This window comes from Haloarcula sp. HT12 (assembly GCF_055271655.1).
In genome coordinates, this window is the sequence record NZ_JBUXKW010000003.1 from 87,713 (window position 1) to 112,218 (window position 24,506).

Sequence of the window (24,506 nt, forward strand, 5' to 3'; positions counted from 1 at the left end):
CGGTCACCGGTACGAATGAGTATGCACGTCGTCGTCAACGCCGCGATGAGTGTCGACGGGAAGCTCTCCTCCCGCCGCCGCGAACAGATCGCTATCTCCGGGCCGGACGACTTCGACCGCGTCGACCAGCTCCGAGCCGACAGCGACGCCGTGATGGTCGGCGTCGGCACGATCCTCGCCGACGACCCCTCGCTGACCGTCGACGACGCTGACCGCCGCGCCGCCCGGGTCGACCGCGGCGACCCGGAAAACCCCGCCCGCGTCGTCGCCGATTCTCGCATCCGGACGCCGCCGGACGCCACCGTGTTGGACGGCCGCGCCCAGACCTATCTGCTGGTCAGCGAAGCCGCGCCACCGGACTTCATCGAGGAGATGGAAGACGCCGGCGCGTACGTCATCGCCGCCGGGCAGGACAAGGTCGATCTGACGACGACCCTGGCGAAGCTGGAAGGCGACGGTATCGACCAACTGATGGTCGAGGGCGGCGGCGAACTCATCTTCGGCCTGCTAGAGGAGGCGCTGGTCGACGAGCTGTTCATCTACATCGGCCCGAAGGTCATCGGCGGCCGGGACGCGCCGACGCTGGCCGACGGCGACGGCTTCGTCGAGGACTTCCCGGAGCCGGAGCTGGCCGACGTCGAACGGGTCGACGACGGCGTCGTACTCCACTGGCAGTTCTAGAAACTGAGTCAGCCGGAAATTAGTGGTCGTGGCCCGTTAGCTCGGCGAAGGACTGGCCGAAGCGCTCCTCGAACAGCTTGCTCGTCTCTTCTTCGAGCGCGACGATCTGTTCGTCCGGTTCGCCCTGGGCGTGGTGGACGGCGCTGTGAATCCGCTGGGTCATGCCGAACATCGCGATGTCTCCGACGACCTGCGGGTCCGTCTCGTCCGGTGACTCTCGGAGGATGTCGACGAGTTCGCTCGGGACTGTGAGTTCGTCGGTCTCCTCGCCGTCGTCGATAGTCAGCGTGACAGTGTCAGTTGCCATGCTATCGACTCCGGGGGCTATCCTAAAGGGTCTGTGGATGTGGGGCCGACAGTGGGATTCAGTACCCCAAGTAAATCGCGAGCCCCTTCAAAACGCCATAGATTACAGCGACCGTCGCACCGAGGTAAAGGGCGACCGTTTTGAGCAGTCTCCACGGAACCAGACCGCCGCTTTCGCCGACGGTGAGCGTTCCAGCCGTGGTGAAACCGACTGTAAGGGTGAACTCGCCGGTCTGGTTCGGACGGTACAGAAACTCGATCTGTTCTGTGGCACCACTCTGCAGCGTGATGTTCTGCTCCTGAACCGGGGTTCCGTCGACTGAGAGCGCTACTAGTCGGCTCACAGTGTTATTCCCGTCGTTTCTGACGGTTGCGTTGACGGCTACGGTCCCTCCGGGCGGTGCCTCTGTCCTGTTCAGTTCGGCGTCCGTGACGCGAAAGCGGTCGCCCTGGCTACGCCCACCAGTGGCTGTCACGGTTGTGGACTCCGTATCCGTGCTCGACGTTGCTTGGGTGCCTGCTGATTCGGTAGCGTCAGCGGACGAATCCGCTGTTAGCGCTGGATCGGATGCTGTCGTCTCTCCAGTGGCGTCGGTCTGTGTTGGAGCCGCTGTCTGTGTCTCGACAGCGGTTTCCGTCGGGGTATCAGTGGCCGTTTCTGTCGACGTAGCGGTTTCAGTTGCTGTGGCAGTTGCGGTCGCCGTCTCGGTTGGCGTTTCCGTCTCTGTCGGTGTCGGCGTCGGTGTGGCCCCGCCGAACGTCCCACCCGGGAACGTAAGGTCCAGTTGCTCGACCTCACCCTCCGGATCGGGATCGGTCTCCGCGGCCTCTGGACCGTCCGCGCTGTCGACGTGGAACGTGACTGTTGAATCAATATCGCTACTGACCCGTAATTTGTCCGCAGTAGGCTCTGAACCGCCGTACTCGCCAGCAGTCTCGACTGTTATCGAGTCCTGTACTTCGCCGTTCGCGACAGCCACGATGGTCGTTCCCTCCGGCGCTTGCGTTCCGGTGTTAGATTCCACGGTCCCGTAGTACGCGTTTGGCGCGGCTGTCTGAGCGAACGAGAGTCCGACACTGGCTCCGGTAGCAACTGCGAACCCCACGAAAAGGGCGATGGCGGCCCCTCGTCGTGGGTCGAACCGTCCCCACCCGAGCGTCATAGCGAAGTCCACCAGCAACTGGCCAGCGACGAGAGCATTGCGTTCGTTTGCATTTCTGGCTGCTTAGCTCCCTTCGCTCGGGTCGTACCCGGCTTCCTCGACCGTTCGGATCTCTGCTCCGGACTCCACGTAGACGAAGTATCCCTCGTACTCGCTGACATCCTTCGTGCCATCCGTGACTTCGGTAAACGCCGATGTGTCAGCGTCACCGGATGGGTCCGTGAGGTCCACACTCTCATCGCGGACGTACACCGTGACGTCGCTGCCGACACTGACGCCGTCGCCGAGGTCATCAGTCACGTCGACCGCTGACTCCGTGTTCATGTCTGGCGTTGCGGCGACGAGGTTGTACCCTTCGTGTAGGTATCCTGAGCGTAACTGGCCGGTCTGGCTGTACGTGTAGCCCACGCGTGCACTCGACGACTCACCGTAGACGTAGTACCCCTCGCCTGCCTGCTTCTCTGCCGGCGAGACCCACTTCGAGTTGTCAGCGGTGGGATCGTACGTGGTCACATCACTGACGTCCTGGAAGACGACGTCCTCCGCGTCCATCGGGGTGCCTTCGACCTGATATCCTTCGTCCAGCCCGTTGGCTTCGTGAACCAGCGTCAGCGTATCCGTGTCCGAACTGCTGTCGGCCTGGACTACCTCGACGGTGGTTTCGCCAGTCGACGCGTCGTCCGCGATTTTCGTCGGATCAATCCGGCCGTCGATAGCGCCGTCGTCTACATCGACTGTGTACGTCGTATCGGCGATTTTGATGTCAGCGTTCTCGGTGTTCGCATCGCCACTGGCGATGAGGTTCCCCTGTGCGTCACGGACGCCCGATGCCGTCACCCGTACCGACGTGTTCGTGTCCTCGACTACGCCGACGAAGTCCTGCTGAACGGTGAGAGTGTCGACAGACGCGATTTCGGTTTCCAGTGTCACCGAGTCGGTTGCGGTCGCCGTCGTGCCGAAGCCATCAGTCGCGGTCAGAGTCAGCGAAACGTCGCCGTCGCTCTCTGGGGGGTCCGAGACCGTGAAGGAGTCGTAGTAGGTGTCACCGGATGCGTGCGACAGCGTCAGCGATTCGTCGCCACCAAGGGGTGAAGCGTCGACGGTCACCGTCTCGACGCCGGCCTCGTTATCAGTTACGTCAGCCGATACTTCGACGGTATCTCCGACTTTGACAGTATCGTCGCCGTTTTTCTCAGTCACGACGACGTTGGACACGTCCGGCTCCGTCGTGTCAACCGTGTAATCAACCTGCAGCGTGTTCCCGTTCGGCGTCGGTGGGCCCGCAGAGTACGACCGGGTCTGTCCCGCTGCGTCCGTCACACGAACCGTCGCGGTGTAGGAGTCGTCCTCGCTGATGCCGTTATCAGTCGTATCATAACTCCAGTCAGCCGTTCCGGAGACGCTGACCCACTGTTCTGACTCCTGCCAGTCGGAGCCGTCGTAGTACTCGCCATCGTCGTTCTTAATCGATATCTCCACGCTCTCGATGCTGTTGTCGTCGCTAGCGCTTCCTGTAATCGTCTCGGCACTGGTCAGGTTCGCTCCATCGGAGGGCGAGTCGATGTTGGCCGTGGGATACTCGTTGTCGACGGTGAACGTAGTGGATGCCTCGGCGGATGTGAAGCCGGATCCCTTGTCAGCGGAGATCGTCGCCTCCCCGGCGTCGAGTCCGTCGCCGAAGTCCATCGTACTCAGATCGAGAGTGACCGAGAAATCTTCTGATACCGACTTCGTCACCGTGGCGATATCGTCGTCTGCCGGGTCCTGGATGAGGAACGTGACATCGCCTGTGGAGTCGACGTTCCCTTCCACCGTAATCTCGCCGTCCGGTGTCACCGGGTCGTCAGTGACTTCGAACGTCGAACTGTTGACCGCCGCGCTGACGGTCGCGGAGAACGTGACGGTCGTCGCAAACACTGCGACCAGTAACAGTACTGATAATCCAATCGCCCGTGTTCGTGTGCGTGCCGTGGAACCAGTCATATTTATTACATTCGCCAGTTCTGAATGGTGGGCGTTTCACCTGTGGGAAGGTGTTGCGGCTACTGGACCGCGTGTGCGCAGTCAATACAACTAAACCCTCAGTTTTCTCGGCTTACAGCACCGGGACCCTCGATGAGATTTTCGTCACCGCACACCGCCCCTTCCGGATTGCTGGCTTGTCTAAGTGCACTTTCTGAGGTATGTGACTAATACCTTGGGCTGATATTATCATTCTAAATAACCAAAACGACTTTTTGCCTCTACAGCCGAGTCGGTGATTCGACAGTTCGAACCCCGCTGCTTGGCAGTGGTACTGAACAGTCGTCGTTGCGGTGGCTCCCGAGCGTGTCTCCAAAAGGTGACTCCTCAGTGGCGGGTGTTTCGGTGTGTCCGGTGGCCGTCAGTCGTCGGCTTCCGCAGCGGCCTCGGACTCCGCCTCTGCGGCGGCCTCGGCCTCGGATTCGAGGTACTCGTCGGCGTCGATGGCGGCTTTACAGCCCATCCCGGCGGCGGTTACGGCCTGCTGGTAATGGTAGTCGACCACGTCGCCCGCCCCGAAGATGCCGTCGACGTCGGTGGCGGTCTGCCCGCCGCCTTTGCCCCCCTTCGCGACGATGTAGCCGGTGTCGTCGAGTTCGACACCGGTGTCTTCGAGGTAGCCGGTGTTGGGCGTGTGGCCGATGGCCATGAAGACGGCGCCCACGTCGAAGTCGAACGTCTCGGTGTCGGGGTCGTCGAGGTTCTCGCTGGGATAGCCCTCCTCGTTCCGTGCGAGCGTGACGTGGTCGACGCCCTCTTCGGGGGAGCCGTGGATCTCCAGCAACTCGGTGTTTCGCATGATCTCGATCTCGCCCGCCTCGACCTTCTTCTGGACGCGGTCGATCCAGTAATCCTCCGCGCGGAACTCCTCGCGGCGGTGTGCGATGTAGACGGTGTCGGCGAACTTCGTGAGGAAGTGGGCCTCCTCCATGGCCGCGTCGCCGCCGCCGACGACGAGCATGTCCTCGTCGCGGAAGAACGCGCCGTCGCAGGTCGCACACGTCGAGACGCCGTAGCCCATCAGGTCGTCCTCGCCGGGCACGCCCAGCGTCCGGGCGCTGGCCCCGGAGGCGGCGATGAAGGCGTCGCAGGTGTAGACGTCGCCGTTTGACAGTTCCACGCGGAACGGCCGCTCGCTGTCGTCGATTTCGGCGACGATACCGTGTTCGATTTCCGTCCCGAACCGTTCGGCCTGCTCTTTCATGTTGTTGATGAGGTCCGGTCCGGAGAGCCCCTCCGGGAAGCCGGGGAAGTTCTCGACCTCGCTGGTCAGCGTGAGCTGCCCGCCCGGTTCGTCGCCTTCCAGAACGAGTGGGTCGTTGTTGCTTCTGGCAGCGTAGATGGCCGCTGTCAGTCCCGCTGCGCCCGTGCCAGCGACGATGAGTCGTCGGTGTTCGACGGATTCGGTCATTGGTCAAATTAGACTATCGGCCCGTATTTAGCTTGTGTTGTCGTGCGCCGAACTCGCACCGGGACGACACGCTTAGGCCGCTGCCGGCGCTGGCTGGGGGTATGGCCGCCGACCTCGAAGAGAAGACAGATCGCTACGAGGGACTGCTCGCGGAGGCGCTCGACGCGGCAACGATCGCACCGCCAGACGGGACGCCGATGCACGACGCCGCCCTGGAATGTGAGGAGATGGCGGCGTCGTACTTGGAGGACGGGCGTCACTTCAGGGCCGACGACGATCCGGTCAACGCCCTGGCGTCGTTCTCCTACGGGCACGCGTGGCTGGACGCGGGCGCACGCATCGGCCTCTTCGACGTGCCGACCGAGGGGCACCTGTTCACTGTCTGAAACTATGGCCTAATTTGGGTCTCAGTTCGGCAATCGGTTAAGTGTCAACAGTCCTCCGAATCTGCTGGGTTTCCATGAAAGAGACCAGACGCAGTGTCCTGCGGAGTATCGGTGCCGGAACAGCAGTCGCGGTCGGTGGCGTCGGTGCCGCGAGTGCCAAGCCGCCGAGTAAGGGCGACACGATTGTCGACGTCGCCATCGACGCCGATGGATTCGACGTGCTGGTGGCCGCAGTGCAGGAAGCGGGGCTTGTCGATACGCTGAGCGGGAACCGACAGTTGACGGTGTTTGCGCCGACTGATGATGCGTTCAACGCTGCAGGAATCACTGTCGACAACGTCGACGAGGTCGACGACGAGTTCCTCCTCAACGTCCTCACGTATCACGTGATACCGGGTCGTCGCGACGCGGAATCAATCACTACCTCGGCAGAGCTCCCGACACTCAACGGGGCGAAAATCGACGTAGCCGGGACCGACCTCAACGGCGATCAGGCCGACATCGTCACCACGGATATCGAGGCCTCCAACGGCTTCGTCCACGCCATCGACGGCGTGTTGCTGCCCTAACCCGGCGCACACCACACCCTGCGTTCGTGCGTGACGGCCGGCCAGAACTGCCGCCCTCCGAAGAGTACCTTGTCCGACCGCGGCCGGGTCGACTCGGGTCCCCAATGCTCTCCGCTGACGGATAGCTACCGCAGTTGCGTTCGTAGGCAGTTATCATGCTATCGGCCAGTGGATATACGTACGCCCGGAGAGTCTGAGGGATTGATGGAGGGTGTCCTCTGGTACGTTCTCTCCGGGACCCGCGGGGGGCCGAACAGAGCCCGTATCCTCACGGCCCTCAAGCAGCGGCCCCGGAACGCCAACCAACTGGCGGAGGACCTCGACCTCGACTACAAGACGGTTCGCCATCACCTCGACGTGCTGATGGACAACGGTGTGATCGACAACACCGGCGGCGACTACGGCTCCGTCTACACGCTGACGGACAGGACCGAACAGTACTGGGACACCATCGAGGAAATCATCGCGGAGATAGAGTGACAATGGCTGAAAACGGCAACGGAATCTTACAACGGGCCGGCATAGGGGGGCACAGATGGCAGTCTGGATGACCGCGGCGAGTGTGGCCTCTGCGCTCAACGTCGTCGTGTTGCTCGTGCTGCTGTCGGTCTGGGCCCGGAACTACCTGGCGGTGCGTTCGAAACACGCGCTCGGACTGACTGTCTTCGGGCTCCTGTTGCTCGCGGAGAACTGTCTGTCCGTCTACTACTACGTGCTCGACCCGCAGGTCGCCGTGTTGTTGCGAAGCGCCGCCCCTGTTGCCGGCCGCGCGATGACGCTCGTCGCCGTACTGGAACTCGGCGGGCTGGTATTTTTGGCGTGGATTTCACTCGATTGAGCGGTCACCGCGATACCCCTCGAACAGGAGCTGTCATCGCGCCGATGTACGTATCTGGTAGGTAATTGAAGGCAAATTGTCTCGACTGGTAACATCGTTTTTTATATCTCATCACTCCCCCACGATGTGCGGAACCATACGGTGACTCCCGCTGACCCGGTAACTCCGGGACACACTCGACGTTCCCGGCCGCTCCAGAGCGGTCGTATCGAGGCGAGGGCTGGTCGTTCGTCGGCGCATCAACGGAGTCACACGGCGCTGCAATCCCCCATATATGCGTTGCGCACGAAGGGTGGCGACGACCACCAAGGTTATATAGCGGAACTTCGAGGCATGCCATCTCTTATCACAGCGCTGTCTGGCGATTCCAGTGGAAAATCGGCGAAAGATTTATATACTTTACGGACTAACTATAGGGTAAGACAGTTTCCCCAAACGGTCTTAAAATTTCTGCACCCGGCAGAACGGAACTCCCAATCATGAGTGAATCAACAACGCGAACGAGCACGCGAGAACGAGACGAGCAGATAACCGAACAGTCGAGCGAACAAGAGGCTGTAGAGACCTGTCCGGAATGTAGCGGTAACGTCGTTACGGACACCGAACACGGCGAAACCGTCTGTGAGGACTGTGGTCTGGTCGTCGAAGAGGACGAGATCGACCACGGGCCGGAATGGCGGGCGTTCAACTCCGCCGAGAAGGACCGCAAGTCCCGCGTCGGCGCGCCGACGACGAACATGATGCACGACAAGGGCCTCTCGACGAACATCGGGTGGCAGAACAAGGACGCCTACGGGCGCTCGCTCTCCAGCGAGCAGCGCCAGAAGATGCAGCGGCTCCGGACCTGGAACGAGCGGTTCCGCACCCGCGACTCCAAGGAGCGCAATCTCAAGCAGGCGCTGGGCGAAATCGACCGGATGGCCTCCGCACTGGGGCTTCCCCAGAACGTCCGCGAGACGGCCAGCGTCATCTACCGCCGCGCGCTCGGTGACGACCTGCTCCCGGGCCGGTCCATCGAGGGCGTCGCGACCTCCGCGCTGTACGCGGCCGCTCGCATGGCCGGGAACCCCCGGTCGCTCGACGAGATGGCCCGCGTCTCCCGCGTCGAGAAGATGGAGCTCACACGGACCTACCGGTACATCGTCCGGGAGCTCAGCCTCGAAGTCCAGCCGGCGGACCCGGAACACTACCTCCCGCGGTTCATCTCCGACCTCGATCTCAGCGAGGAAACGCAGCGACAGGCCCGTGACCTCGTCGAGGGCGCACGCCAGTCGGGCATGCTCTCCGGCAAGTCGCCGGTCGGCATCGCCGCCGCGGCCGTCTACGCCGCCGCGTTGCTGACAAACGAGAAGGTCACCCAGAGCCAGGTCAGCGACGTGGCTGACATCTCCGAAGTGACGATCCGAAACCGGTACAAAGAACTCCTCGAAGCCGACGACCTTCCGGCCTGACGTCCGGATGCAGGCAGACCGATGGGGAGACGCCAAGGCTTTTTATCATTGGCCATGTGTGTGAGTAACATACATGGAGGAAGCGTACGTGCGATTGCTCTGTCCTGAGTGTAAGAAAGACTGGGAGTCGACGCCGACAGACTTGCCGCGACACGACACCACGTTTCACTGTCCGAACTGTCACGCGAGCCACCGGCTCGCCGTTTTCACCCGCACGGAAAACGACCTGCAGACGCTGAAAGGGCTGCAGTAACTACTCGCTCGTCGCCGAGCGTGCGCCACACGCCTCACAGCGGAGCAGCAGCGCCCCCTGTTCCCGTTCTAGCTGCGTGTCCGGCAGGCCACACTCCGAGCAGAGCACGAACTCCTCGACGTAGTCGTCGATAGACGCCTCGATACGGCCGGCGTCGAACTCGCCGGTCAGGCGCGCCCGCCCGCTCTCGTCGATGTGACCGCTCGTCCCGAGGTCGTTCTGGAGGAACTTCATCACGTGGTCGTCCTCGCGTCCGAGCCGGGAACACGTCGACTGGAAGTTCTCGTAGACGGTGACGTTACCCTCCTGTCGCACGTCCGGATCCGGCACCTCGAAGCGTTCGCTTGTGCCGTCGATCTCGGGTGTCTCTTCCATCGCTCGGTCAAGCATGTCGTCGTATTCCATACTCCTACGTCACGGAGCAGTCGACAAAAACTTTTCATACGGATCGTCGGGGCGATTTGCCGGTCCGTATCGACCCCAGGGTCGGCACTACCCGGAAATAATCTATGACAATCCGTATCAGCCGGCGGTCGTCCGCTACCGCCAGGCGGTAAGTGTACAGGTCTCGTCCGCTACCATCGAGATCCAGGTGTCGTCGTGGGCAATATCGGCGACGACGAACCGCTGCTGGCCGTCGACGTCGTCGACAGCACACATCACATCAGACGCAGTTCCCGACCGACGGGTGGGACGTTCAACCTCGTAAGACACGATTGTTCATTTAGGATGTGCTGTAATGAATGTGTCGTACTCGTTTCGTCTTTTGATATTTCGGTAGCGGTTGTGTACCTGACGAAACGACGCCTGTCTTGTTATTTCCGTTGTGAGTATCAGTGCCGATTCAACAACCATCGGGGCGAACGGCCAGAGACGGCCATTCCGAACCGCTGCGAGACGTGGCGGATGTGTCAGGGTGCGAGCCGGTTCTTGCGTCCCTTCATCTCGCGCTCGTAGTAATCGAAGGTCTTGGGACACCAGTCCGCGGCCAGGTCGAGCATCTCCTCGGTCATCTCCCGGATCTCCCACTGTGCGTCCGCCGCGGCTCGCATGTCCGCGACGTGCATCAGCATCCGTGCGTTCATCGACATCACGATGTTCACTTTGGTACCGATTGGGAGTACGAACCGAGCGTCCTCCGGCGGCATTCCGAGCTCAAGCAGTTCCTGGTAGGACTCGACGGCCTGCTCGATAGTGTCTTTGAATATCTCCGTTCGCTTCTCGAACTCCGCCTCGGAGACGCTCGCTTTCTGCTGGTTCCGCCCGACCCAGTCCGGGTCCGTCGCCGACGGCGGTGTCACGACTAGCTCACCCTCGCGGACGGCTTCGGGGTCGATGTCGTCGAATGAGACGTACCGCATCGACTGCACGTCGAAGGAGACGTGGCGGTGACGGGTGATCTGGGCCATACAGGAGCGGGAGACGCCTTCGACCGCGAAGGTCGCCTGCGCGTGTTCGAAGGGGCCGAAGTGGCCGTGGTCGAGCAGATGCCCGATGAGTGTCTCCTTCTTATCGTCAATGGTGTCCCCCTCGACTTCAGCCATCGTCGCTTCGAACGACTGGCTGCCGACGGAGGTGTCGCTGTAGTCGTTGCGTGCTGCCTTGCAGATGAGATCCTCGGGGTCGTCTGTCGCTTCGAGCAGCTTTACGTCCATATCGGGTGGGTGGCCCGGAGCGGCAAAATACTTCCTTCCCGAGCCGGCACAGCGTTCGGACTACTTGTGGCTGCGTGATCAGATGTCCTGCCAGTCGGTCGGCTCGCCGGCCAGCCCAAGCACGCGGGCCTCGCGGCCGCCGCCCTCGGCGTCGCGCACGTCGATCATTCCGTCGAAGGCCTGCTTGATGACCTGCAGCGTCTGGTTGTCGTGGGCTCCCGAATCGATAGTGAACACGCCGATGTAGCCCGCCGAGTCCAGCCGTGAGGACAGCACGTGGCAGAACTTGAATACGGTCTTTTTGTCCGTGTAGGTCAGCATCGTCGACAGCGACACGAGGGCCAGACGGCCCTGTTCGTTGCCGGCGTTGTGCAGTCCCTCCAGTGCTTTCGTGATGCCGATCCCGATGCCCGTGAGGTCCCCGGGCGAGGAGACGTGATGGGCGTGAGCGTTGCCGATTACGTCCTCGTCTGTACCACCCTCGCCACGACAGTCGATGACACCGAGCTGCGTGTCGTCGAGGTCGGGAACGAGCGACCGGAACTCCTCGACGACACTGCCCGCGCCGTCGCCGGTCGTCACGACCACCGCGCCGTCCCCCTTGCGAAGGCCGTCGGCGAGCACGTCGTATGCGAGCCGTTCCTTCCCGCTCATTGCTGGCCCGGAGATCAGGATGCTGGACCCTGGCCGGACCTCACTGAGCGCATCGAACTCTAGTACTGAGGTGAGATCATACATTGTTTGTCGCTCAGTTGTCTTCATCGTCGCTCAGTCCGCGAAGTGTTGCGATGAAATCGGAGTCGTCTTCGATGCCACCGAGTGTCTCCGAGAGGTCGTCTCGCATCTCCGCGATGTTCTGGCTCAGTTCGTCATATTGGTCGCTTTCCGCCAGTTCCGCGCTCGATTTCGTCGCTTCGAGCGTCGCCTGCTTCTCGACGAGCGCGTAGTACTCCTGTAGCAGCGAGTCGTACTCCGAGCGGTCGAGCAGATTGTCGACCGTCTCGTGGAGCTGTTCGCTCCGGATGGGCTTCGAGAGGTAGGCGTCAAAGCCCATCTCCAGGATATCGAAGTCCGGCTCGACCGCGGTGACCATCGCCACCCGACAGCCCAGGTCCCGCTCACGGATGCGCTCCAGTACTTCGTCGCCGGACAGCCCCGGCATCATCCGGTCGAGCAGCACCACGTCGACGTCCGCGTCCAGTTGCTCCAGGCCCTCGTCGCCGTTCTGTGCCATGCGGACCTCGTACTCCTGTTGCAGCCACAGTTTGTACGTCTCGGCAACATCTGGTTCGTCTTCGACGATAAGCACCACAGGTAGGTCCGAATCTGACATAATGTTCTACTATCCCTCGTTTGCATATCCATATACATAGCCCTGTGGGTGCGCGATTGCGGCCGTGACAGAACGATACCCACATCCGGGACGACGGCCAATGGGCGGGTAATGATCCGAAATCTCGCCCGTGGGCAACAGGCCTTCACGAGTAACGTGTTCCTCGTCACCGGGGACCGAACCGTGCTGGTCGATGTCGGCAACGAGTTCGACGTGGTGTCGGCCGTCGAAGAACACGTCGACGATATCGACGCTGTCGCCGTCACCCACACGCACTACGACCACGTCGAGAACCTCGACAGCGTCGTCGACGCTTTCGACGTGCCGGTGTACGGCTACGACACCGATCAGGACGGCGTCGAGCACGCTATCGCCGACGACGAGACGATACAGTTGGGCGATCACGATTACCGGGCGCTGCACACGCCGGGCCACAAGAACGACCATCTCTGCTTCTACTCGGAGGCCGCGGGCGTCCTGTTCGCCGGTGATCTCGTTTTCGCTAACGGGAGTTTCGGGCGGACTGACCTCGAAGAAGGCGACCGCGACCTGCTCGTCGACAGCATCGGCCACGTCTTGGATGTCGTCGACGAGGATCTAGAAGAGATGCACACCGGCCACGGGCCGAGTGTCACCGACGCACCGTACCAGGACATCGAACTGGCCCTGCAGGCCGCGAAGTTCTGAGGGCGCGGCCAAGCGCACAGTTTTCAGTCGAACGCACAGGCCAGTAAGGCGTCGTAGGCGTGGTCGTACGCATCGGCCACAGCCGCCGGGTCACTGCGCTGCTCGCTGTCGAGAGCGGGCAGGCGCACTGCGGCGGCCTGCTCGATGAGATCGACGACGTTCGGCACCCGTTCCTCCAGTTGCCCGTCACCGGGACCGCCGGTGGCGATCTGACAGGCCTTGCTGTATCGATCGCCGTCGTAGATGCGCGCTCGGCCCGGTTCGACGACGGCCACGGCGTCCGGTTCGATACCCGACAGCGGCCGGGCCACGTCGCCGTAGGACTCGACGACCGCCCGGTCCGTCGACTCGATGTCAGCGGCGAGCGAGTCGAGTGCTTCGACGTGCATCACCCGCATCAGGTCGTTGAAATCCGGGATCGACGTGACCCGGGGCGCGTCGGAAACCGGGAGCCGCTCGGCGACAGTGTCGGGCAGATCGACGGTCCCGTTGACGACGTACTCGACGCCGGTTTCGGAACTCGGGCGGCCGACCCGGTCGACGACGAACTGCTGATTCTCCTTCCCGAGCAGTCCCGCCTCGGCCCCCGGCGAGGGGTGCCACAGCCGATGGATGGGATTGATCTCTTCCGGAGCCACGTCGCCCGGAGCCGCAGCGGCGAGGCGCTTTGCGTCCTTGCCGTACAGCCGCCCCTCGCTGGTCGCCCGCCCGTAGTCGTCGTGGTCGAACCAGTAGTTGTTGCCCGCTCTGGGTTTGAATCCCTGGGCGCTGGTCCGCTCGAGCAGGCCGACACTGAACGTGGTCTTGCCAGCGTCGACGCGGTCGCTGCCGGCGACGAGCAGTTTCATGACTCAGCGAGACCGTACAGCCCGACGACGTCGTCGTCCTGCGGGTCGGCTATCACCAGATCGTCCTGGTTGAAGATCATCCACGGGATGGCCCAGTCGATGAACACCGACTCGTTGGCCTCGCTGAGTTCGGCGTCCGCCGGGAGGCCCTGCAGGAGGCGAGCGATTTCCGGGATGGTGTACAGTTTGTCGGGGTCGAGGATGTCACCGGGTTCGTGGAGTTCGAACGACAGGATCTCGTCGAACTCGCTTCTGTCGACAGGCATACCCGGCGGTATGCCGAGCGAGGGGGTAAATCCCTCGAACTGGTCGGAACCCATTTACTCGCCGGGCCGGATTATACGGCAATGGCCACGCTGCTCGTCGGGTACGCCTTTCTCCTGCTTGTCGTGGCCGTCGTCATCGGGGCGCTGTCGGCGTACGCGTGGGGTCGGCGCGACTACACTGGCGGGACCGCGCTCTCTGTTCTGCTCGCCGGCCTCGTGATCTGGACCACCTCTGTCGCGGTCGGCATCCTCGCCCGAGGCAGTGAGCTAGCTCTCGTCTGGGCCCACACCGTCTTCGTTGGCGTGGTTCTCTCCGTGGGCGGCCTGTTCGTGTTCGCGCTTGCCTACACTGGTAAGGAGCGGTTCCTCGGGGCCCGGACGTACGCGCTCCTGACTATCGAGCCTGTAGTGTTCTTTACCGTGCTCCTCGCTGGCCCCGATGGCCTGATATACCGCGTCTCCGGTCCCGCGGATGTGGGCATGTACGGCTGGCATCTCGATCTCGGACCGGTTTTCTGGGGCCATCTGGTTTACTCGTACGCGCTCATTGCGGTTTCGAGCGTCATCATTATCCACTACGCGCTTGTCTCCGGGAGCCTGTACAAGAAGCAGGTGTACGCCGTCTTGCTCTCCGTCTTCCTCCCGTGGTTCGGCAGCGTCGTAAGTACGTTCGCGGACACCGAAATCGCGCTCACTCCCTTGCTGGTCGGCGGGACCGGTATCGTCCTCTCGTGGGCATTTTTCAAAGAGCGGCTGCTGGACATCTCCCCGGTCGCCTACCGGGAAGTCGTCGAATCGCTCAACAGCGCCGTCTTCGTCGTCGATACGAACGATACGATAATCGAGGCCAACGACGCCGGCCGCCGACTGCTCGGGGACGAAATCATCGTCGGGCAGTCCGTCGACGACGCGCTCGAAACGTCGCCTGGCCTCCTCGAAAAGTACCGCGGCCTGAACGACGACACCGAAGAAACGCAGGCTGTCATCGAGCAGCGCGACCGGTTTTTCGATGTCCAACTCACCCCGCTGTATGACTCCCGCGACGCGCTGGTCGGACGCGTGTTTCTCGTCCACGAGATAACCGAACAGAAAGAGCGCGAGCGGGAACTGGAACGCCGGAACCAACAGCTCGACCAGTTCGCCGCCGTCCTCTCGCATGACTTGCGGAACCCGCTGAACGTGGCCTCGGGCCGACTGGCGCTGGCACGGGAACGGAACGACCCGGAAGAATTCGACCGTGTCGAGGAAGCTCACGACCGGATGAGTAGCCTTATCGACGAGGTGCTCGCCTTCGCCCGCGACGAGAAGACGACCGACCGGGTCGAGCTACAGCTTTCGACGCTGGCGCAGGCGGCCTGGGGCCATGTCGACACCGGTGCGGCGACGCTGCAGATCGACGGCGACCGCGAGCTTCTGGGCGACCGCGACCAACTCCTCCAGCTGTTCGAGAACGTGTTTCGGAACGCCGTGGAGCACGGCTCCACGGGCAGTCGGCAGGGGGCCGACGACAGCGCGGAGCGTGGCGGCTCAGGCGTGACGATACGCGTCGATGCCACCCCGGACGGATTCACGGTCAGCGACGACGGCCCCGGCGTGGCACCCGAGAAACGGGAGGAGATATTCACGCACGGCGTTACCAGCTCGGACTCGGGGACCGGCCTCGGACTGGCCATCGTCCAGCACGTCGTCGAGTCCCACGGCTGGGGCGTCGAGATGACGGAAAGCCACTCGGGCGGCGCGAAGCTCGTTATTTCCGGGCTCGAAACGCAGTCGGCGAGGCCGTCCGAGACAGCGTCCTGATCAGTCGACAGTCTAAGGCCCGCCCGACCGTGAACTTCGGTATGGCTGACGACGACCACATTGGAGCGTTGCTCGCCCGGCTGTCCCGCACACAGAAACTTGCGCTCGTTCGTGGCGCAGCTGACCCGAAGGGCACAGCGACGGGATACATCTCTGGCGTCGAGGAGGCCGGGATTCCGCCGTTTCGTCTCGTCGACGGGCCGCTGGGAATCCGCGCCGAGGGGCGGCGTGCGACCGCGTTTCCGGCGTCGATTGCGACCGCGGCGACGTTCGACCCTGACCTGGCACGGCGGCAGGGGGCGGCGATGGGACGCGAGGCGACGGCGCTCGGACAGGACGCGCTGCTCGCGCCCGGTGTGAACATCATCAGAGTCCCGCAGTGTGGCCGCAACTTCGAGTACCTCTCCGAGGACCCCGTTCACGCCGGCGCTGTCGGTGCCGGCCTCATCGACGGTATCCAGTCCGCGGACGTCGTCGCGACGGCGAAACACTTCGTCGCCAACAACCAGGAGACACACCGCACGACCGTCAGCGCCGAAGTGGACGAGCGGACGCTCCGGGAGCTGTATCTCCCGCCGTTCCGCGCGGCCGTCGACGCCGGCGTCGGATCGGTGATGACGGCGTACAACCGGGTCAACGGCACGCACATGAGCGACCACGAGCGCCTCGTCGGCGACGTGCTCAAGGGCGAGTGGGGGTTCGACGGCTACGTCGTCTCGGACTGGTACGGGCTGGAGAGCACCGTCGGCGCGGCGAACGCGGGGCTGGATATGGAGATGCCCGGGGTGGCGGCCCCCGGAGCCGAGGACGCCGCTGCCGACGATTCCGGCGATGGCGATTCCTTCGAGTGGCCCGACGGCATCCCGGACGCGACGCGTGCGGGCCTGTTCGGCGAACCGCTGGCCGAGGCCATCGACAGCGGCGAGGTTCCGGCCGAGCGACTGGACGACATGGTCCGTCGGATTCTCGGCCAGATGGACCGCTTCGGGCAGCTGGACGGCGACGAGGCGACCGCGGAAAACGGGGGTGAGCACGGCGACGCGGGCGAACTCGACAGCCAGCGACACCGGGACATCGCCGCGGATGTTGCGGCCCGCGGAACGGTGCTGCTCGACAACGACGGCGTCCTCCCGCTGGACGACGAGGCGGACGTGGCCGTCATCGGGCCGAACGTCGACGAGCCGAAACTGGGCGGCGGCGGCTCTTCGGAAACGACGCCGATTCACTCGGTCACCCCGGTCGAAGGAGTAGAAGCCCGCGCCGAGGGAACGGTCACGACGGCCTTTGGTATCCCACGGGTCGAATCCGTCTCGCTGTTCGACCTCCTGCCGTTCGTCGACAGGGACGACGAAACCGAGGACGGGGCTGGGGACGCCGCCGACCGGGACCCGTCGCTGGACGCCGCCGTCGCGACCGCCGAGTCCGCCGATGTCGCCGTCGTGTTCGTCCGCGACGCGACGACAGAGGCGCGCGACCGCGATTCACTGGCGCTGCCGGGCCAGCAGGACGAACTCGTCTCGGCGGTCGCCGCGGCCAACGAGAACACCGTGGTCGTCGTCCGGTCGGGCGGCCCTGTGGAACTCCCGTGGCGCGAGGACGTGGCCGCGGTCCTCGAACAGTGGTACCCCGGGCAGGCCGACGGCGACGCGGCGGCCGCCGTCCTCTACGGCGACCGCGATCCGAGCGGCCGGCTCCCGGTGACGTTCGCGCCCGAGAGCGAGTACCCGGCCGCGGAGGCCGAACGCCGCTACCCCGGCGTCGACGACCGGGTCCACTACGACGAGGGCGTGTTCGTCGGCTACCGGCACTTTGACGACGCCGAGACGGACCCGACATATCCGTTCGGCCACGGTGGCTCGTACGCCACCTTCGAGTACGGTTCCGCGGAGACCACAGGCGAGCAGACTGTCGCAGTCACCGTCGAAAACGTCGCTGACAGGCCGGGCCGGGAGGTCGTTCAGGCCTACGTCCGACCGCCGTCCGTCGAAGGGGTCGACCGCCCGGAGCGCGAACTCGCCGGGTTCGCGGCCATGCAGTTCGACGCCGGCGAGCGCCGGACGGTTGAACTGACACTCGATGACCTCGCGTTCTCGCGGTACGACCGAGATTCCGGCTGGACGGTCGACACCGGGACCTACACCGTGGAAATCGGGCGGTCATCGCGGGACATCCGGACGACCGTGGCGGTCGACCGATAGTCTGTCGACCGGTTATATCGACTGAAACGCCGATTTATCGGCCGAAACGCGTCTGCATCGGAAAATTCGCGGCCGGGGATTTCAAGCCCCCCGAATACATATAGCCAGGTATGAGTCAGACGCTCGAAACAATGGAGCCGAATCCGGTGTGGGTCGAAGACGCCTACTCCGACACTGTCGACGTTCTCACACGCTACGCTGACGAGTTCGAGTACAAGATCTGGGGCGGTGACTGGTGCAAGGACTGCCGGGCCCAACTCCCCGACTTCGGTGCGGCCCTGAAAGCCGCCGGCGTGCCGGACGCCCAGGTACACCACTTCCCCGTCGAGAAGGAAGACGACGGTTCGAAGACCGGGCCACAGGTCGAGGAGTACGACATCGAACTCATCCCGACCGTCGTCGTCGAACACGACGGCGAAGAGATCGCCCGCTTTGTCGAAGAAGAGCCGGTCCCCATCGCTGTGTATCTGGCCGACCGGATCGAAGACGCGATGGCGTGAGCTTACGCCGATCCGTCTGTCGCTGTGCCCCAGTCTAACGCCGCCCCGAGGTCGTGTTTCGGTGGCGAACAAGCGAAGTTCCGGCAGGCGTACACCGTCGGCTCGTCGTCGACCTGGCCGCGGCCGGCCCAGATCGGCGGCGACTCGTCCAGTCCCAGCGCGCCGAGCCACTTCTCGAACTCGGTGTCGTCTGCCGGCCGATGGGCTAGCAGGCGCCGTGGGACGTAGCGTCCGGCGAGGGTCTCAGTCCACTCGCTCGGGTACTCGGACTGGTCGCCGACCAGCGTCAGTTCCAGCGCGCCCTGCTCGTAGGTGTCCGTCGCCAGCGTGAGCGAGGCGTGCTGGAGCGGGTTCGAGGCGACGCGGTCGGCGTGGGTCCGGATGACTCCCTCGGCGACCGTCTCGAAGCGGTCGTCGGCGCTGAAATGGGACAGCGACAGGAGGAGATCGACCGCGACGCCGGTGCTGGAGGGGGTCGACTGGTCAGTGAGTTCCTGGGGCCGCGCGACCAGTGACTCACCGCCGGTCGGCGTGAAAAAGAGCGTCCCAGCCTCGTCGTCCCAGAACGCCTCCGTGATGGCCTGTCCGAGGTCCATCGCGAACGCGAGGTGCTCGACGGCGCCGGTCGCCTCGAACAGCGTTAGCGCACCACGGCCGAGGAACGCATAGTCCTCCAGATACCCGTCGATGGCCACGTCGCCGTCCTTGTACCGGCGGCTGAGCCGCTTCGATTCGTCGTCCCACAGGTGCTTCCGGACGAACGAGAGGGCGTCGGCGGCCACGTCGGCGTAGGCGTCGTCCAGCACGATAGCGCCCTCGGCCAGCGCCCGGATCATCAGGCCGTTCCAGCCGGCCAGAATCTTCTCGTCGCGGGCCGGTCGCGGACGCCCTTCGCGGGCCTCGAACGTCTCGTTCAGGGCGCGCTGGAGGCTCGCCGTGATTTCGTCCTCGCTTTGCTCGTACTCCTCGGCCAGCACTGACACCGGCTTCCGGACGGCGAGCACCGTCCCCCCCTCGAAGTTGCCTTGCTCCGTGACGCCGAAGTAGTCACAGAAAACCCCCGCGTCGGTCTTGTCGTCGACGGCCTCGTGGACCTGCTCGGGCGTCCAGACATAGAACAGTCCTTCCTCCGTCTCGCCGTTGGGGTCGTTAGGAGGGGCACTCTCGGCGTCCAGCGTGCTGAAAAAGCCGCCGTCGGGGTGCTGGAGTTCGCGCTGGACGAACTCGAAGGTCTCCCTGACGACGGAGGCGTAGCGCTCCGAGCCGATGGCCTGATAACCGGCGAGGAAGGCTCGCGGGATCTCCGCGTTGTCGTAGAGCATCTTCTCGAAGTGCGGGACGGCCCATTGCTGGTCCGTCGCGTAACGGTGGAAGCCGCCGCCGACGTGGTCGTACAATCCCCGGTCTGCCATCACGTCCAGCGTCTCCTCGACGACGTTCAGGTAGTCTTCCTGGCCGCCATCAGCATTGGCTCGCAACAGCGCGTGCAGCCGTCCGTTCTGGGGGAACTTCGGTCCGCCGGAGCCCCAGCCACCGTCCTGCCGGTCCGCGCCGCGGTGGGCGATAGTTCCGGCGGTCTGAATGATGTCCTCGGCGGGGTCTTCGGGATCGGCCGGCGTCGCTTCGAGGTCGCTCTCGATGGCCTCGGTCCACTGCCGGGCGCGGTTCTCCATCTCCTCGCGCTGTTCGGGGTCCGACCAGGAGTCAGCGAGCCGCTGGAGCAGGTCGCCAAAGCCCGGCTGGCCGCGCTTCTCCTCGGGCGGGAAGTACGTCCCGACGTAGAACGGCTCGCCCTCCGGCGTGAGCCAGGCCGACAGCGGCCAGCCACCGCCGCCGGTCACCTGCTGGCAGATGCTCATGTACACCGAATCGAGATCCGGGCGCTCCTCGCGGTCGACCTTTATCGGGACGAAGTGCTCGTTGAGCTGCTCGGCGATGGCCTCGTTCTCGAAGCTCTCCTCTTCCATGACGTGACACCAGTGACACGCCGCGTAGCCGATCGAGAGGAAGATCGGCACCTCCCGTTCCTTGGCGGCTTCCAGGGCCGTCTCGTCCCAGGGCTGCCAGTTGACGGGGTTGTCCGCGTGCTGGCGGAGATACGGGCTCTCCGCCTCGTCGAGTCGGTTGCGAGATGTCGGGTCCGTGGCGTCGCTCATACCCGTGGCTGGGAGCGCCGCGGTGAAAAGGGGCCCGACGGGACTTACTCGCTCGACAGTTGGATACCGTGAGCGACGACATACAGCAGGACGATTCCGGCTCCCACCGCGAGGATGAAATCGCCGATGAGGGCCAGCAACGCACCCAGTACGGAGCTTTCCGAACCGAAGAACACGATAGTGTAGGGGACGAGGCTCCCGGCGACGAACACGCCGATGAGCTTCGCAAGCGGAACGGCTTCGGAGAGAATCATGGCCGTGTTTAGTTCTCCTGTCGCGGGGTCGATGAACGGGCGGGTAGAGGGCATGCAACCGTATGTCCTGGGGTGGGGAAAAGTAGCTCTCGGTATCCCTCCAGCGGCCCGCCACGAGTGACTTCCCGGCACGGAGACGACCGTTGCAGTCAGTGAAAACCGGCGAAAAGACAATACTTAGGTGAGAGCCAATCCGGCCTTCGAGTATGACAGAGACAGTGCTGCTCGTGGGTGGCGGCGGCCGGGAACACGCGATTGCGCGCTCGCTCGCGGACTCGCCTGGGGAGCTGTACGCCTGTGCGGGGAACCGGAACCCGGGCATCGTCGCCCTCGCCGACGGCTTCGAGGCACTCGACACGACGAACCCGAAGGCCGTGACGACGTACGCTCGGGAGGTCGACGCCACGCTGGCCGTCATCGGTCCCGAGGCGGCCCTCGCTGCTGGGGTCGCCGACGCCCTGGACGACGCCGGCGTCTACACGTTCGGGCCACAGGAGCAGGAGGCCCGCATCGAGACGGACAAGGCGTTCCAGCGGCGGTTCATGCGGGAACACGACATCCCCGGCTGCCCCGACTTCGAGACGTTCGAGGATATGGACGCCGCCTGCGAGTACATCGACGCGTACGACGGCGACCTCGCGGTGAAGCCCGCCGGGCTCACCGGCGGCAAGGGCGTTCGAGTCATCGGCGACCAGTGCACCGCCGAGGAGGCCAAGGAGTACCTCCGGAACTCCGAGTACGACCGCGTCGTCCTCGAAGAGCGCCTCGTCGGCGAGGAGTTCACCGTCCAGGCGTTCGTCGCCAACGGCCAACTGCGCGTCACGCCGGCGGTGCAGGATCACAAGCGCGCATACGAGGGCGACGAAGGGCCGAACACCGGCGGGATGGGGAGCTACTCCGATTCCAGCCTCCACCTGCCGTTCATGGACGAGGACGACTACATGGACGCCGTCGACGTGCTCCGTGCGACGGTCGATGCGCTCGACGGGTACAAGGGCGTGCTGTACGGCCAGTTCATGCTCACCGAGACCGGCCCCCGGGTCGTCGAGTTCAACGCTCGCTTCGGCGACCCCGAGGCCATGAACACGCTGCCGGTGCTCAACACGGACTTCCTCGACGTGTTGACCGCCGCCCGCGACGAGGAGCCCCTGCCACAGCTCTCCTTCCGCCCGATGGCGACCGTCTGCAAGTACGCCGTCCCGGACGGCTACCCGACCGACCCCGACGCCGGGGCGAAGGTGACCATCGACGACGATGTCATCGCGGAAGTCGTTCAGAATCATCGCGAGCAGTCCAGCGACGAGTCGGAGACAGCCCCCGAGGCCCTGCTGTTCTACGCCAGCGTCGACGACCGCGAGGACGGCATCTACACGACCACCTCCCGGTCCTACGCCGTCGTGGGTCTGGCCGAGACGATTGCCGACGCGGAGGCCATCGCCGAAGCCTCGCTCCAGCGGGCCGGTACGGAGGGACTGCGCGTCCGCCACGACATCGGCAAAACCGACCTCGTCCAGCAGCGTATCGACCACATGAACGACATCCGCGGCGGCGCTGACTGAGCGCGTGGTTGCAGCGTCAGCGGCTACGCGGCGGCGAACCCCCGGCGGTGAGCCCCGGTGGCACTGACTACCGTCGACGTGCGGTCGTCGCTAAGCGTTCTCGGCGCAATCTTGCAATGGCTGGCCGTCCCGCTGTTGATTCCCACCGTCGTCGCCGTCATTTATCGTGAGTCGCCGCTCCCGTATCTGGTCACGATAGCGATTACACTCGGTGTCGGCACGGCGCTCACCCGACTGGAACGTGGCCGTATCGCCGACCGCGAGGCGTTCCTGACGGTGTCGTTGGCCTGGCTCACAATCGCTGTCGTCGGCGCGATACCGCTGTACATCGAGGGAACTGGCGTGTTCGTTAGCCCGGTCAACGCCTTATTCGAGGGGATGAGCGGCATCACGACGACGGGTGCGACTGTCATCCGTGATTTCGACGTCCACTCGCAGGCGCTGTTGATGTGGCGGCAGGTCCTCCAGTGGCTCGGCGGGCTGGGGGTGCTCCTGCTCGCGACGGCGGTGCTCTCGCGGCTTTCGGTCGCTGGCGCACAGCTCATGGAGACGGAGACGCGAACGGAGAACGTCACGAAGCTCACTCCCGGTATCGAGGACACGGCGCGCATCCTCGGCTCGCTGTATCTGGCGCTGACGGTGGGAGCAGCGTTGATTCTCGTCGGTCTGGGTGTCGGCGGTCTCGCGCCCGAAATGACGCTGTTCGACGCAATCGCGCACGCCTTCACCGCTATTGCGACGGCGGGCTTTTCCCCGCGGGCCGAGAGCGTCGGCGCGTTCTCGCCGGCTGTCCAGTGGGCGGTAACGCTGTTCATGATCGTCGGAGCGACGAACTTCGTCCTGCTGTACGCCCTCGTTCGGGGTGACACTGACCGGCTCCGGGATAGTGAGGAGTTCCACTTCTATCTGGGGATCCTCGGCGTCGGCTCCCTGCTGGTCGGTACCTTGCTCTTCCTCGATCAAGGGGTAACCGGCGGTGTCGGGGAGACGATTCGTCACGCCGTCTTCCAGACCGCCGCCATCGTCACGACGACCGGCTACGCCTCGACGGATTTCAACACCTGGTCGGCCGGCGCGAAGAACCTCCTCTTCGTGATGATGTTCATCGGCGGGATGGCCGGGAGCACGACCTGCTCGGTCAAGACGCTGCGCTGGCTCATCGTCACCAAGTCGTTCTGGCGGGACCTGAACGTCTCGGCCCACCGCCAGAGCGTCAGGCCGGTCCGCCTGGGACGCGACATCGTTGACGAAGACACCGTCCGGGACGTGTACGCCTACACGCTAGTCGCGCTGGTGTTCTTCATCGCCGGCACGCTCTTGCTCGTCGTGGACGGCGAACTGTCCGGGACGCCGATAACTGAGTTCGAAGCGCTCAGCGCCGCCGCATCGATGTTTTTCAACATCGGGCCGGCCTTCGGTCGGGCCGGCCCCTACGGGACCTACGAGGGCTTTGCCCGGTCGAGCAAGGTGATGATGGTCTTGCTGATGTGGATCGGCCGCATCGAGATCGTCCCCGTGATGGTGTTGTTGACGCCGACGTTCTGGAAACGCTGAGAGCCTGACGAACGGCTGTCGGCTCCGGCGGTGCTGGTACCCGCGACCGCCGCCGGAGCCGACGGGTTTGATTATCGCGGCCCCGTACACGACGGACGTGAGTGGTCCACGACACGACCGGTTGACCCAGCATCCGACGCCCGGGCCGTACAACTCGCTGTTCCCGTGGCCGGACGGCAAACACCCGCTCCGGGTGATGGTCAACTACGTCGTCATCCTCGTCTGTCGCATCTCGCCGAGCCTCCGCCTCAAAAACTGGCTGCTGTCCCGCCTGGGAGTCACCGTCGGCGACGGCGTCGCCTGGGGCCTTGAGTCGACGCCGGACGTGTTCTGGCCGGAACTCATCACCGTCGGGGACCACGCCATCATCGGTTACGACGCGACGCTGCTGTGTCACGAGTTCTTGCAAGAGGAGTACCGCACCGGCGAGGTCGTCGTCGGGGAACGGGCGATGATCGGTGCGGGCGCGATTGTCCTGCCCGGCGTCGAGATCGGCGCGGGCGCACAGGTCGCCGCGAACTCCCTTGTCGCCGACGACGTACCGCCGGAGACGACGGTCGCCGGCGTCCCGGCCGAACCGCTGGGTTCGGATGACGCATCGACCGAGCGGAGCTGA

The 24,506-nt window shown here is 64.2% G+C and carries 27 protein-coding genes; 14 read left to right on the plus strand and 13 right to left on the minus strand.

What is annotated here, in order from left to right; genetic code table 11:
- The first annotated feature begins 21 nt into the window (after positions 1-21).
- The gene (locus tag ACY9XZ_RS10140; protein WP_463457483.1) at positions 22-681 is read left to right on the plus strand and encodes a 2,5-diamino-6-(ribosylamino)-4(3H)-pyrimidinone 5'-phosphate reductase; all 660 of its coding nucleotides are present in this window, start codon (positions 22-24) and stop codon (positions 679-681) included.
- A gap of 19 nt (positions 682-700) precedes the next feature.
- Here ACY9XZ_RS10140 and ACY9XZ_RS10145 read toward each other — a convergent pair whose 3' ends face one another.
- The 4 genes from ACY9XZ_RS10145 to ACY9XZ_RS10160 form a co-directional block, all read right to left on the minus strand.
- Positions 701-988 carry a DUF7545 family protein gene (locus ACY9XZ_RS10145; protein WP_463456928.1) on the minus strand — a complete coding sequence of 96 codons (288 nt, stop codon included), beginning with the start codon at positions 986-988 and terminating at the stop codon, positions 701-703.
- A 58-nt stretch (positions 989-1,046) separates the two neighbouring features.
- Positions 1,047-2,150 (minus strand): CARDB domain-containing protein, encoded by a 1,104-nt coding sequence (locus ACY9XZ_RS10150; RefSeq protein ID WP_463456929.1) that lies wholly within the window; start codon positions 2,148-2,150, stop codon positions 1,047-1,049.
- A 63-nt stretch (positions 2,151-2,213) separates the two neighbouring features.
- Entirely contained in the window at positions 2,214-4,133 is a 1,920-nt protein-coding gene (locus ACY9XZ_RS10155) for an Ig-like domain-containing protein (RefSeq protein WP_463456930.1), read from the minus strand.
- Positions 4,134-4,533: 400 nt separating this feature from the next.
- Positions 4,534-5,583: an NAD(P)/FAD-dependent oxidoreductase gene (locus ACY9XZ_RS10160; RefSeq protein ID WP_463456931.1), complete on the minus strand. Its 1,050-nt coding sequence runs from the start codon at positions 5,581-5,583 to the stop codon at positions 4,534-4,536.
- Positions 5,584-5,684: 101 nt separating this feature from the next.
- Here ACY9XZ_RS10160 and ACY9XZ_RS10165 point away from each other — a divergent pair, with 101 nt between their 5' ends.
- The 6 genes from ACY9XZ_RS10165 to ACY9XZ_RS10190 all read left to right on the plus strand — a co-directional run bounded on the left by ACY9XZ_RS10165 (position 5,685) and on the right by ACY9XZ_RS10190 (position 9,080).
- Positions 5,685-5,969 carry a DUF357 domain-containing protein gene (locus ACY9XZ_RS10165; protein ID WP_463456932.1) on the plus strand — a complete coding sequence of 95 codons (285 nt, stop codon included), beginning with the start codon at positions 5,685-5,687 and terminating at the stop codon, positions 5,967-5,969.
- A gap of 74 nt (positions 5,970-6,043) precedes the next feature.
- Positions 6,044-6,538, plus strand: coding sequence for a fasciclin domain-containing protein (locus ACY9XZ_RS10170; RefSeq protein WP_463456933.1), 495 nt, complete (start codon positions 6,044-6,046; stop codon positions 6,536-6,538).
- 204 nt (positions 6,539-6,742) lie between these two features.
- Entirely contained in the window at positions 6,743-7,018 is a 276-nt protein-coding gene (locus ACY9XZ_RS10175) for a winged helix-turn-helix domain-containing protein (protein WP_463456934.1), read from the plus strand.
- Between the two features lie 55 nt (positions 7,019-7,073).
- Positions 7,074-7,376, plus strand: coding sequence for a hypothetical protein (locus ACY9XZ_RS10180; RefSeq protein WP_463456935.1), 303 nt, complete (start codon positions 7,074-7,076; stop codon positions 7,374-7,376).
- A gap of 479 nt (positions 7,377-7,855) precedes the next feature.
- Positions 7,856-8,827, plus strand: coding sequence for a transcription initiation factor IIB (locus ACY9XZ_RS10185; RefSeq protein WP_463456936.1), 972 nt, complete (start codon positions 7,856-7,858; stop codon positions 8,825-8,827).
- 73 nt (positions 8,828-8,900) lie between these two features.
- Complete coding sequence (locus tag ACY9XZ_RS10190; protein WP_004515550.1) at positions 8,901-9,080, plus strand: DUF7836 family putative zinc-binding protein; 180 nt, start codon at positions 8,901-8,903, stop codon at positions 9,078-9,080.
- Here ACY9XZ_RS10190 and ACY9XZ_RS10195 read toward each other — a convergent pair whose 3' ends face one another.
- The 5 genes from ACY9XZ_RS10195 to ACY9XZ_RS10215 form a co-directional block, all read right to left on the minus strand.
- Complete coding sequence (locus tag ACY9XZ_RS10195) at positions 9,081-9,485, minus strand: translation initiation factor IF-2 subunit beta (RefSeq protein ID WP_463456937.1); 405 nt, start codon at positions 9,483-9,485, stop codon at positions 9,081-9,083.
- A 135-nt stretch (positions 9,486-9,620) separates the two neighbouring features.
- The gene (locus tag ACY9XZ_RS10200) at positions 9,621-9,794 is read right to left on the minus strand and encodes a DUF7556 family protein (RefSeq protein ID WP_463456938.1); all 174 of its coding nucleotides are present in this window, start codon (positions 9,792-9,794) and stop codon (positions 9,621-9,623) included.
- 197 nt (positions 9,795-9,991) lie between these two features.
- Positions 9,992-10,735 carry an FAD-dependent thymidylate synthase gene (thyX, locus tag ACY9XZ_RS10205; protein WP_463456939.1) on the minus strand — a complete coding sequence of 248 codons (744 nt, stop codon included), beginning with the start codon at positions 10,733-10,735 and terminating at the stop codon, positions 9,992-9,994.
- A 78-nt stretch (positions 10,736-10,813) separates the two neighbouring features.
- A complete protein-coding gene (locus ACY9XZ_RS10210) occupies positions 10,814-11,473 on the minus strand; it encodes an RAD55 family ATPase (protein WP_463456940.1) in 660 nt (219 codons plus the stop codon).
- 10 nt (positions 11,474-11,483) lie between these two features.
- Complete coding sequence (locus tag ACY9XZ_RS10215) at positions 11,484-12,068, minus strand: response regulator (protein WP_463456941.1); 585 nt, start codon at positions 12,066-12,068, stop codon at positions 11,484-11,486.
- 111 nt (positions 12,069-12,179) lie between these two features.
- Here ACY9XZ_RS10215 and ACY9XZ_RS10220 point away from each other — a divergent pair, with 111 nt between their 5' ends.
- A complete protein-coding gene (locus ACY9XZ_RS10220; protein ID WP_463456942.1) occupies positions 12,180-12,755 on the plus strand; it encodes an MBL fold metallo-hydrolase in 576 nt (191 codons plus the stop codon).
- Positions 12,756-12,778: 23 nt separating this feature from the next.
- Here ACY9XZ_RS10220 and ACY9XZ_RS10225 read toward each other — a convergent pair whose 3' ends face one another.
- Positions 12,779-13,603: an ATPase gene (locus ACY9XZ_RS10225; RefSeq protein ID WP_463456943.1), complete on the minus strand. Its 825-nt coding sequence runs from the start codon at positions 13,601-13,603 to the stop codon at positions 12,779-12,781.
- A complete protein-coding gene (locus ACY9XZ_RS10230; RefSeq protein WP_463456944.1) occupies positions 13,600-13,923 on the minus strand; it encodes a DUF5827 family protein in 324 nt (107 codons plus the stop codon). Before ACY9XZ_RS10230 ends, ACY9XZ_RS10225 begins: the two co-directional genes overlap by 4 nt.
- Before the next feature lie 27 nt (positions 13,924-13,950).
- Between ACY9XZ_RS10230 and ACY9XZ_RS10235 the strand changes: the two genes are divergently transcribed.
- The 3 genes from ACY9XZ_RS10235 to ACY9XZ_RS10245 all read left to right on the plus strand — a co-directional run bounded on the left by ACY9XZ_RS10235 (position 13,951) and on the right by ACY9XZ_RS10245 (position 18,367).
- Entirely contained in the window at positions 13,951-15,669 is a 1,719-nt protein-coding gene (locus ACY9XZ_RS10235; protein ID WP_463456945.1) for a histidine kinase N-terminal 7TM domain-containing protein, read from the plus strand.
- A gap of 41 nt (positions 15,670-15,710) precedes the next feature.
- On the plus strand, positions 15,711-17,867 hold the full coding sequence (locus ACY9XZ_RS10240; protein ID WP_463456946.1) for a beta-glucosidase: 2,157 nt from the start codon (positions 15,711-15,713) through the stop codon (positions 17,865-17,867).
- Between the two features lie 110 nt (positions 17,868-17,977).
- On the plus strand, positions 17,978-18,367 hold the full coding sequence (locus ACY9XZ_RS10245) for a thioredoxin family protein (protein ID WP_463456947.1): 390 nt from the start codon (positions 17,978-17,980) through the stop codon (positions 18,365-18,367).
- 2 nt (positions 18,368-18,369) lie between these two features.
- On the opposite strand, the gene ACY9XZ_RS10250 is transcribed toward ACY9XZ_RS10245, so the two are convergent.
- Together ACY9XZ_RS10250 and ACY9XZ_RS10255 are read right to left on the minus strand one after the other, a co-directional pair.
- A complete protein-coding gene (locus tag ACY9XZ_RS10250; protein ID WP_463456948.1) occupies positions 18,370-20,523 on the minus strand; it encodes a thioredoxin domain-containing protein in 2,154 nt (717 codons plus the stop codon).
- 44 nt (positions 20,524-20,567) lie between these two features.
- Complete coding sequence (locus ACY9XZ_RS10255; protein ID WP_463456949.1) at positions 20,568-20,831, minus strand: hypothetical protein; 264 nt, start codon at positions 20,829-20,831, stop codon at positions 20,568-20,570.
- A gap of 152 nt (positions 20,832-20,983) precedes the next feature.
- On the opposite strand from ACY9XZ_RS10255, the gene purD reads away from it, so the two are divergent.
- From purD to ACY9XZ_RS10270, 3 genes are all read left to right on the plus strand, one after another.
- Positions 20,984-22,336, plus strand: coding sequence for a phosphoribosylamine--glycine ligase (gene purD, locus ACY9XZ_RS10260; protein WP_463456950.1), 1,353 nt, complete (start codon positions 20,984-20,986; stop codon positions 22,334-22,336).
- Between the two features lie 57 nt (positions 22,337-22,393).
- The gene (locus ACY9XZ_RS10265) at positions 22,394-23,890 is read left to right on the plus strand and encodes a TrkH family potassium uptake protein (RefSeq protein ID WP_463456951.1); all 1,497 of its coding nucleotides are present in this window, start codon (positions 22,394-22,396) and stop codon (positions 23,888-23,890) included.
- Between the two features lie 67 nt (positions 23,891-23,957).
- A complete protein-coding gene (locus ACY9XZ_RS10270; protein ID WP_463456952.1) occupies positions 23,958-24,506 on the plus strand; it encodes an acyltransferase in 549 nt (182 codons plus the stop codon).

What these genes read in the sequence shown, in the direction of transcription:
- ACY9XZ_RS10140 (WP_463457483.1), top strand. Translation starts at nt 22, where the DNA reads ATGCACGTCGTCGTCAACGCCGCGATGAGTGTCGACGGGAAGCTCTCC.
- ACY9XZ_RS10145 (WP_463456928.1), bottom strand. Translation starts at nt 988, where the DNA reads ATGGCAACTGACACTGTCACGCTGACTATCGACGACGGCGAGGAGACC.
- ACY9XZ_RS10150 (WP_463456929.1), bottom strand. Translation starts at nt 2,150, where the DNA reads ATGACGCTCGGGTGGGGACGGTTCGACCCACGACGAGGGGCCGCCATC.
- ACY9XZ_RS10155 (WP_463456930.1), bottom strand. Translation starts at nt 4,133, where the DNA reads ATGACTGGTTCCACGGCACGCACACGAACACGGGCGATTGGATTATCA.
- ACY9XZ_RS10160 (WP_463456931.1), bottom strand. Translation starts at nt 5,583, where the DNA reads ATGACCGAATCCGTCGAACACCGACGACTCATCGTCGCTGGCACGGGC.
- ACY9XZ_RS10165 (WP_463456932.1), top strand. Translation starts at nt 5,685, where the DNA reads ATGGCCGCCGACCTCGAAGAGAAGACAGATCGCTACGAGGGACTGCTC.
- ACY9XZ_RS10170 (WP_463456933.1), top strand. Translation starts at nt 6,044, where the DNA reads ATGAAAGAGACCAGACGCAGTGTCCTGCGGAGTATCGGTGCCGGAACA.
- ACY9XZ_RS10175 (WP_463456934.1), top strand. Translation starts at nt 6,743, where the DNA reads ATGGAGGGTGTCCTCTGGTACGTTCTCTCCGGGACCCGCGGGGGGCCG.
- ACY9XZ_RS10180 (WP_463456935.1), top strand. Translation starts at nt 7,074, where the DNA reads ATGGCAGTCTGGATGACCGCGGCGAGTGTGGCCTCTGCGCTCAACGTC.
- ACY9XZ_RS10185 (WP_463456936.1), top strand. Translation starts at nt 7,856, where the DNA reads ATGAGTGAATCAACAACGCGAACGAGCACGCGAGAACGAGACGAGCAG.
- ACY9XZ_RS10190 (WP_004515550.1), top strand. Translation starts at nt 8,901, where the DNA reads ATGGAGGAAGCGTACGTGCGATTGCTCTGTCCTGAGTGTAAGAAAGAC.
- ACY9XZ_RS10195 (WP_463456937.1), bottom strand. Translation starts at nt 9,485, where the DNA reads ATGGAATACGACGACATGCTTGACCGAGCGATGGAAGAGACACCCGAG.
- thyX (WP_463456939.1), bottom strand. Translation starts at nt 10,735, where the DNA reads ATGGACGTAAAGCTGCTCGAAGCGACAGACGACCCCGAGGATCTCATC.
- ACY9XZ_RS10210 (WP_463456940.1), bottom strand. Translation starts at nt 11,473, where the DNA reads ATGTATGATCTCACCTCAGTACTAGAGTTCGATGCGCTCAGTGAGGTC.
- ACY9XZ_RS10215 (WP_463456941.1), bottom strand. Translation starts at nt 12,068, where the DNA reads ATGTCAGATTCGGACCTACCTGTGGTGCTTATCGTCGAAGACGAACCA.
- ACY9XZ_RS10220 (WP_463456942.1), top strand. Translation starts at nt 12,180, where the DNA reads ATGATCCGAAATCTCGCCCGTGGGCAACAGGCCTTCACGAGTAACGTG.
- ACY9XZ_RS10225 (WP_463456943.1), bottom strand. Translation starts at nt 13,603, where the DNA reads ATGAAACTGCTCGTCGCCGGCAGCGACCGCGTCGACGCTGGCAAGACC.
- ACY9XZ_RS10230 (WP_463456944.1), bottom strand. Translation starts at nt 13,923, where the DNA reads ATGGGTTCCGACCAGTTCGAGGGATTTACCCCCTCGCTCGGCATACCG.
- ACY9XZ_RS10235 (WP_463456945.1), top strand. Translation starts at nt 13,951, where the DNA reads ATGGCCACGCTGCTCGTCGGGTACGCCTTTCTCCTGCTTGTCGTGGCC.
- ACY9XZ_RS10240 (WP_463456946.1), top strand. Translation starts at nt 15,711, where the DNA reads ATGGCTGACGACGACCACATTGGAGCGTTGCTCGCCCGGCTGTCCCGC.
- ACY9XZ_RS10245 (WP_463456947.1), top strand. Translation starts at nt 17,978, where the DNA reads ATGAGTCAGACGCTCGAAACAATGGAGCCGAATCCGGTGTGGGTCGAA.
- ACY9XZ_RS10250 (WP_463456948.1), bottom strand. Translation starts at nt 20,523, where the DNA reads ATGAGCGACGCCACGGACCCGACATCTCGCAACCGACTCGACGAGGCG.
- ACY9XZ_RS10255 (WP_463456949.1), bottom strand. Translation starts at nt 20,831, where the DNA reads ATGCCCTCTACCCGCCCGTTCATCGACCCCGCGACAGGAGAACTAAAC.
- purD (WP_463456950.1), top strand. Translation starts at nt 20,984, where the DNA reads ATGACAGAGACAGTGCTGCTCGTGGGTGGCGGCGGCCGGGAACACGCG.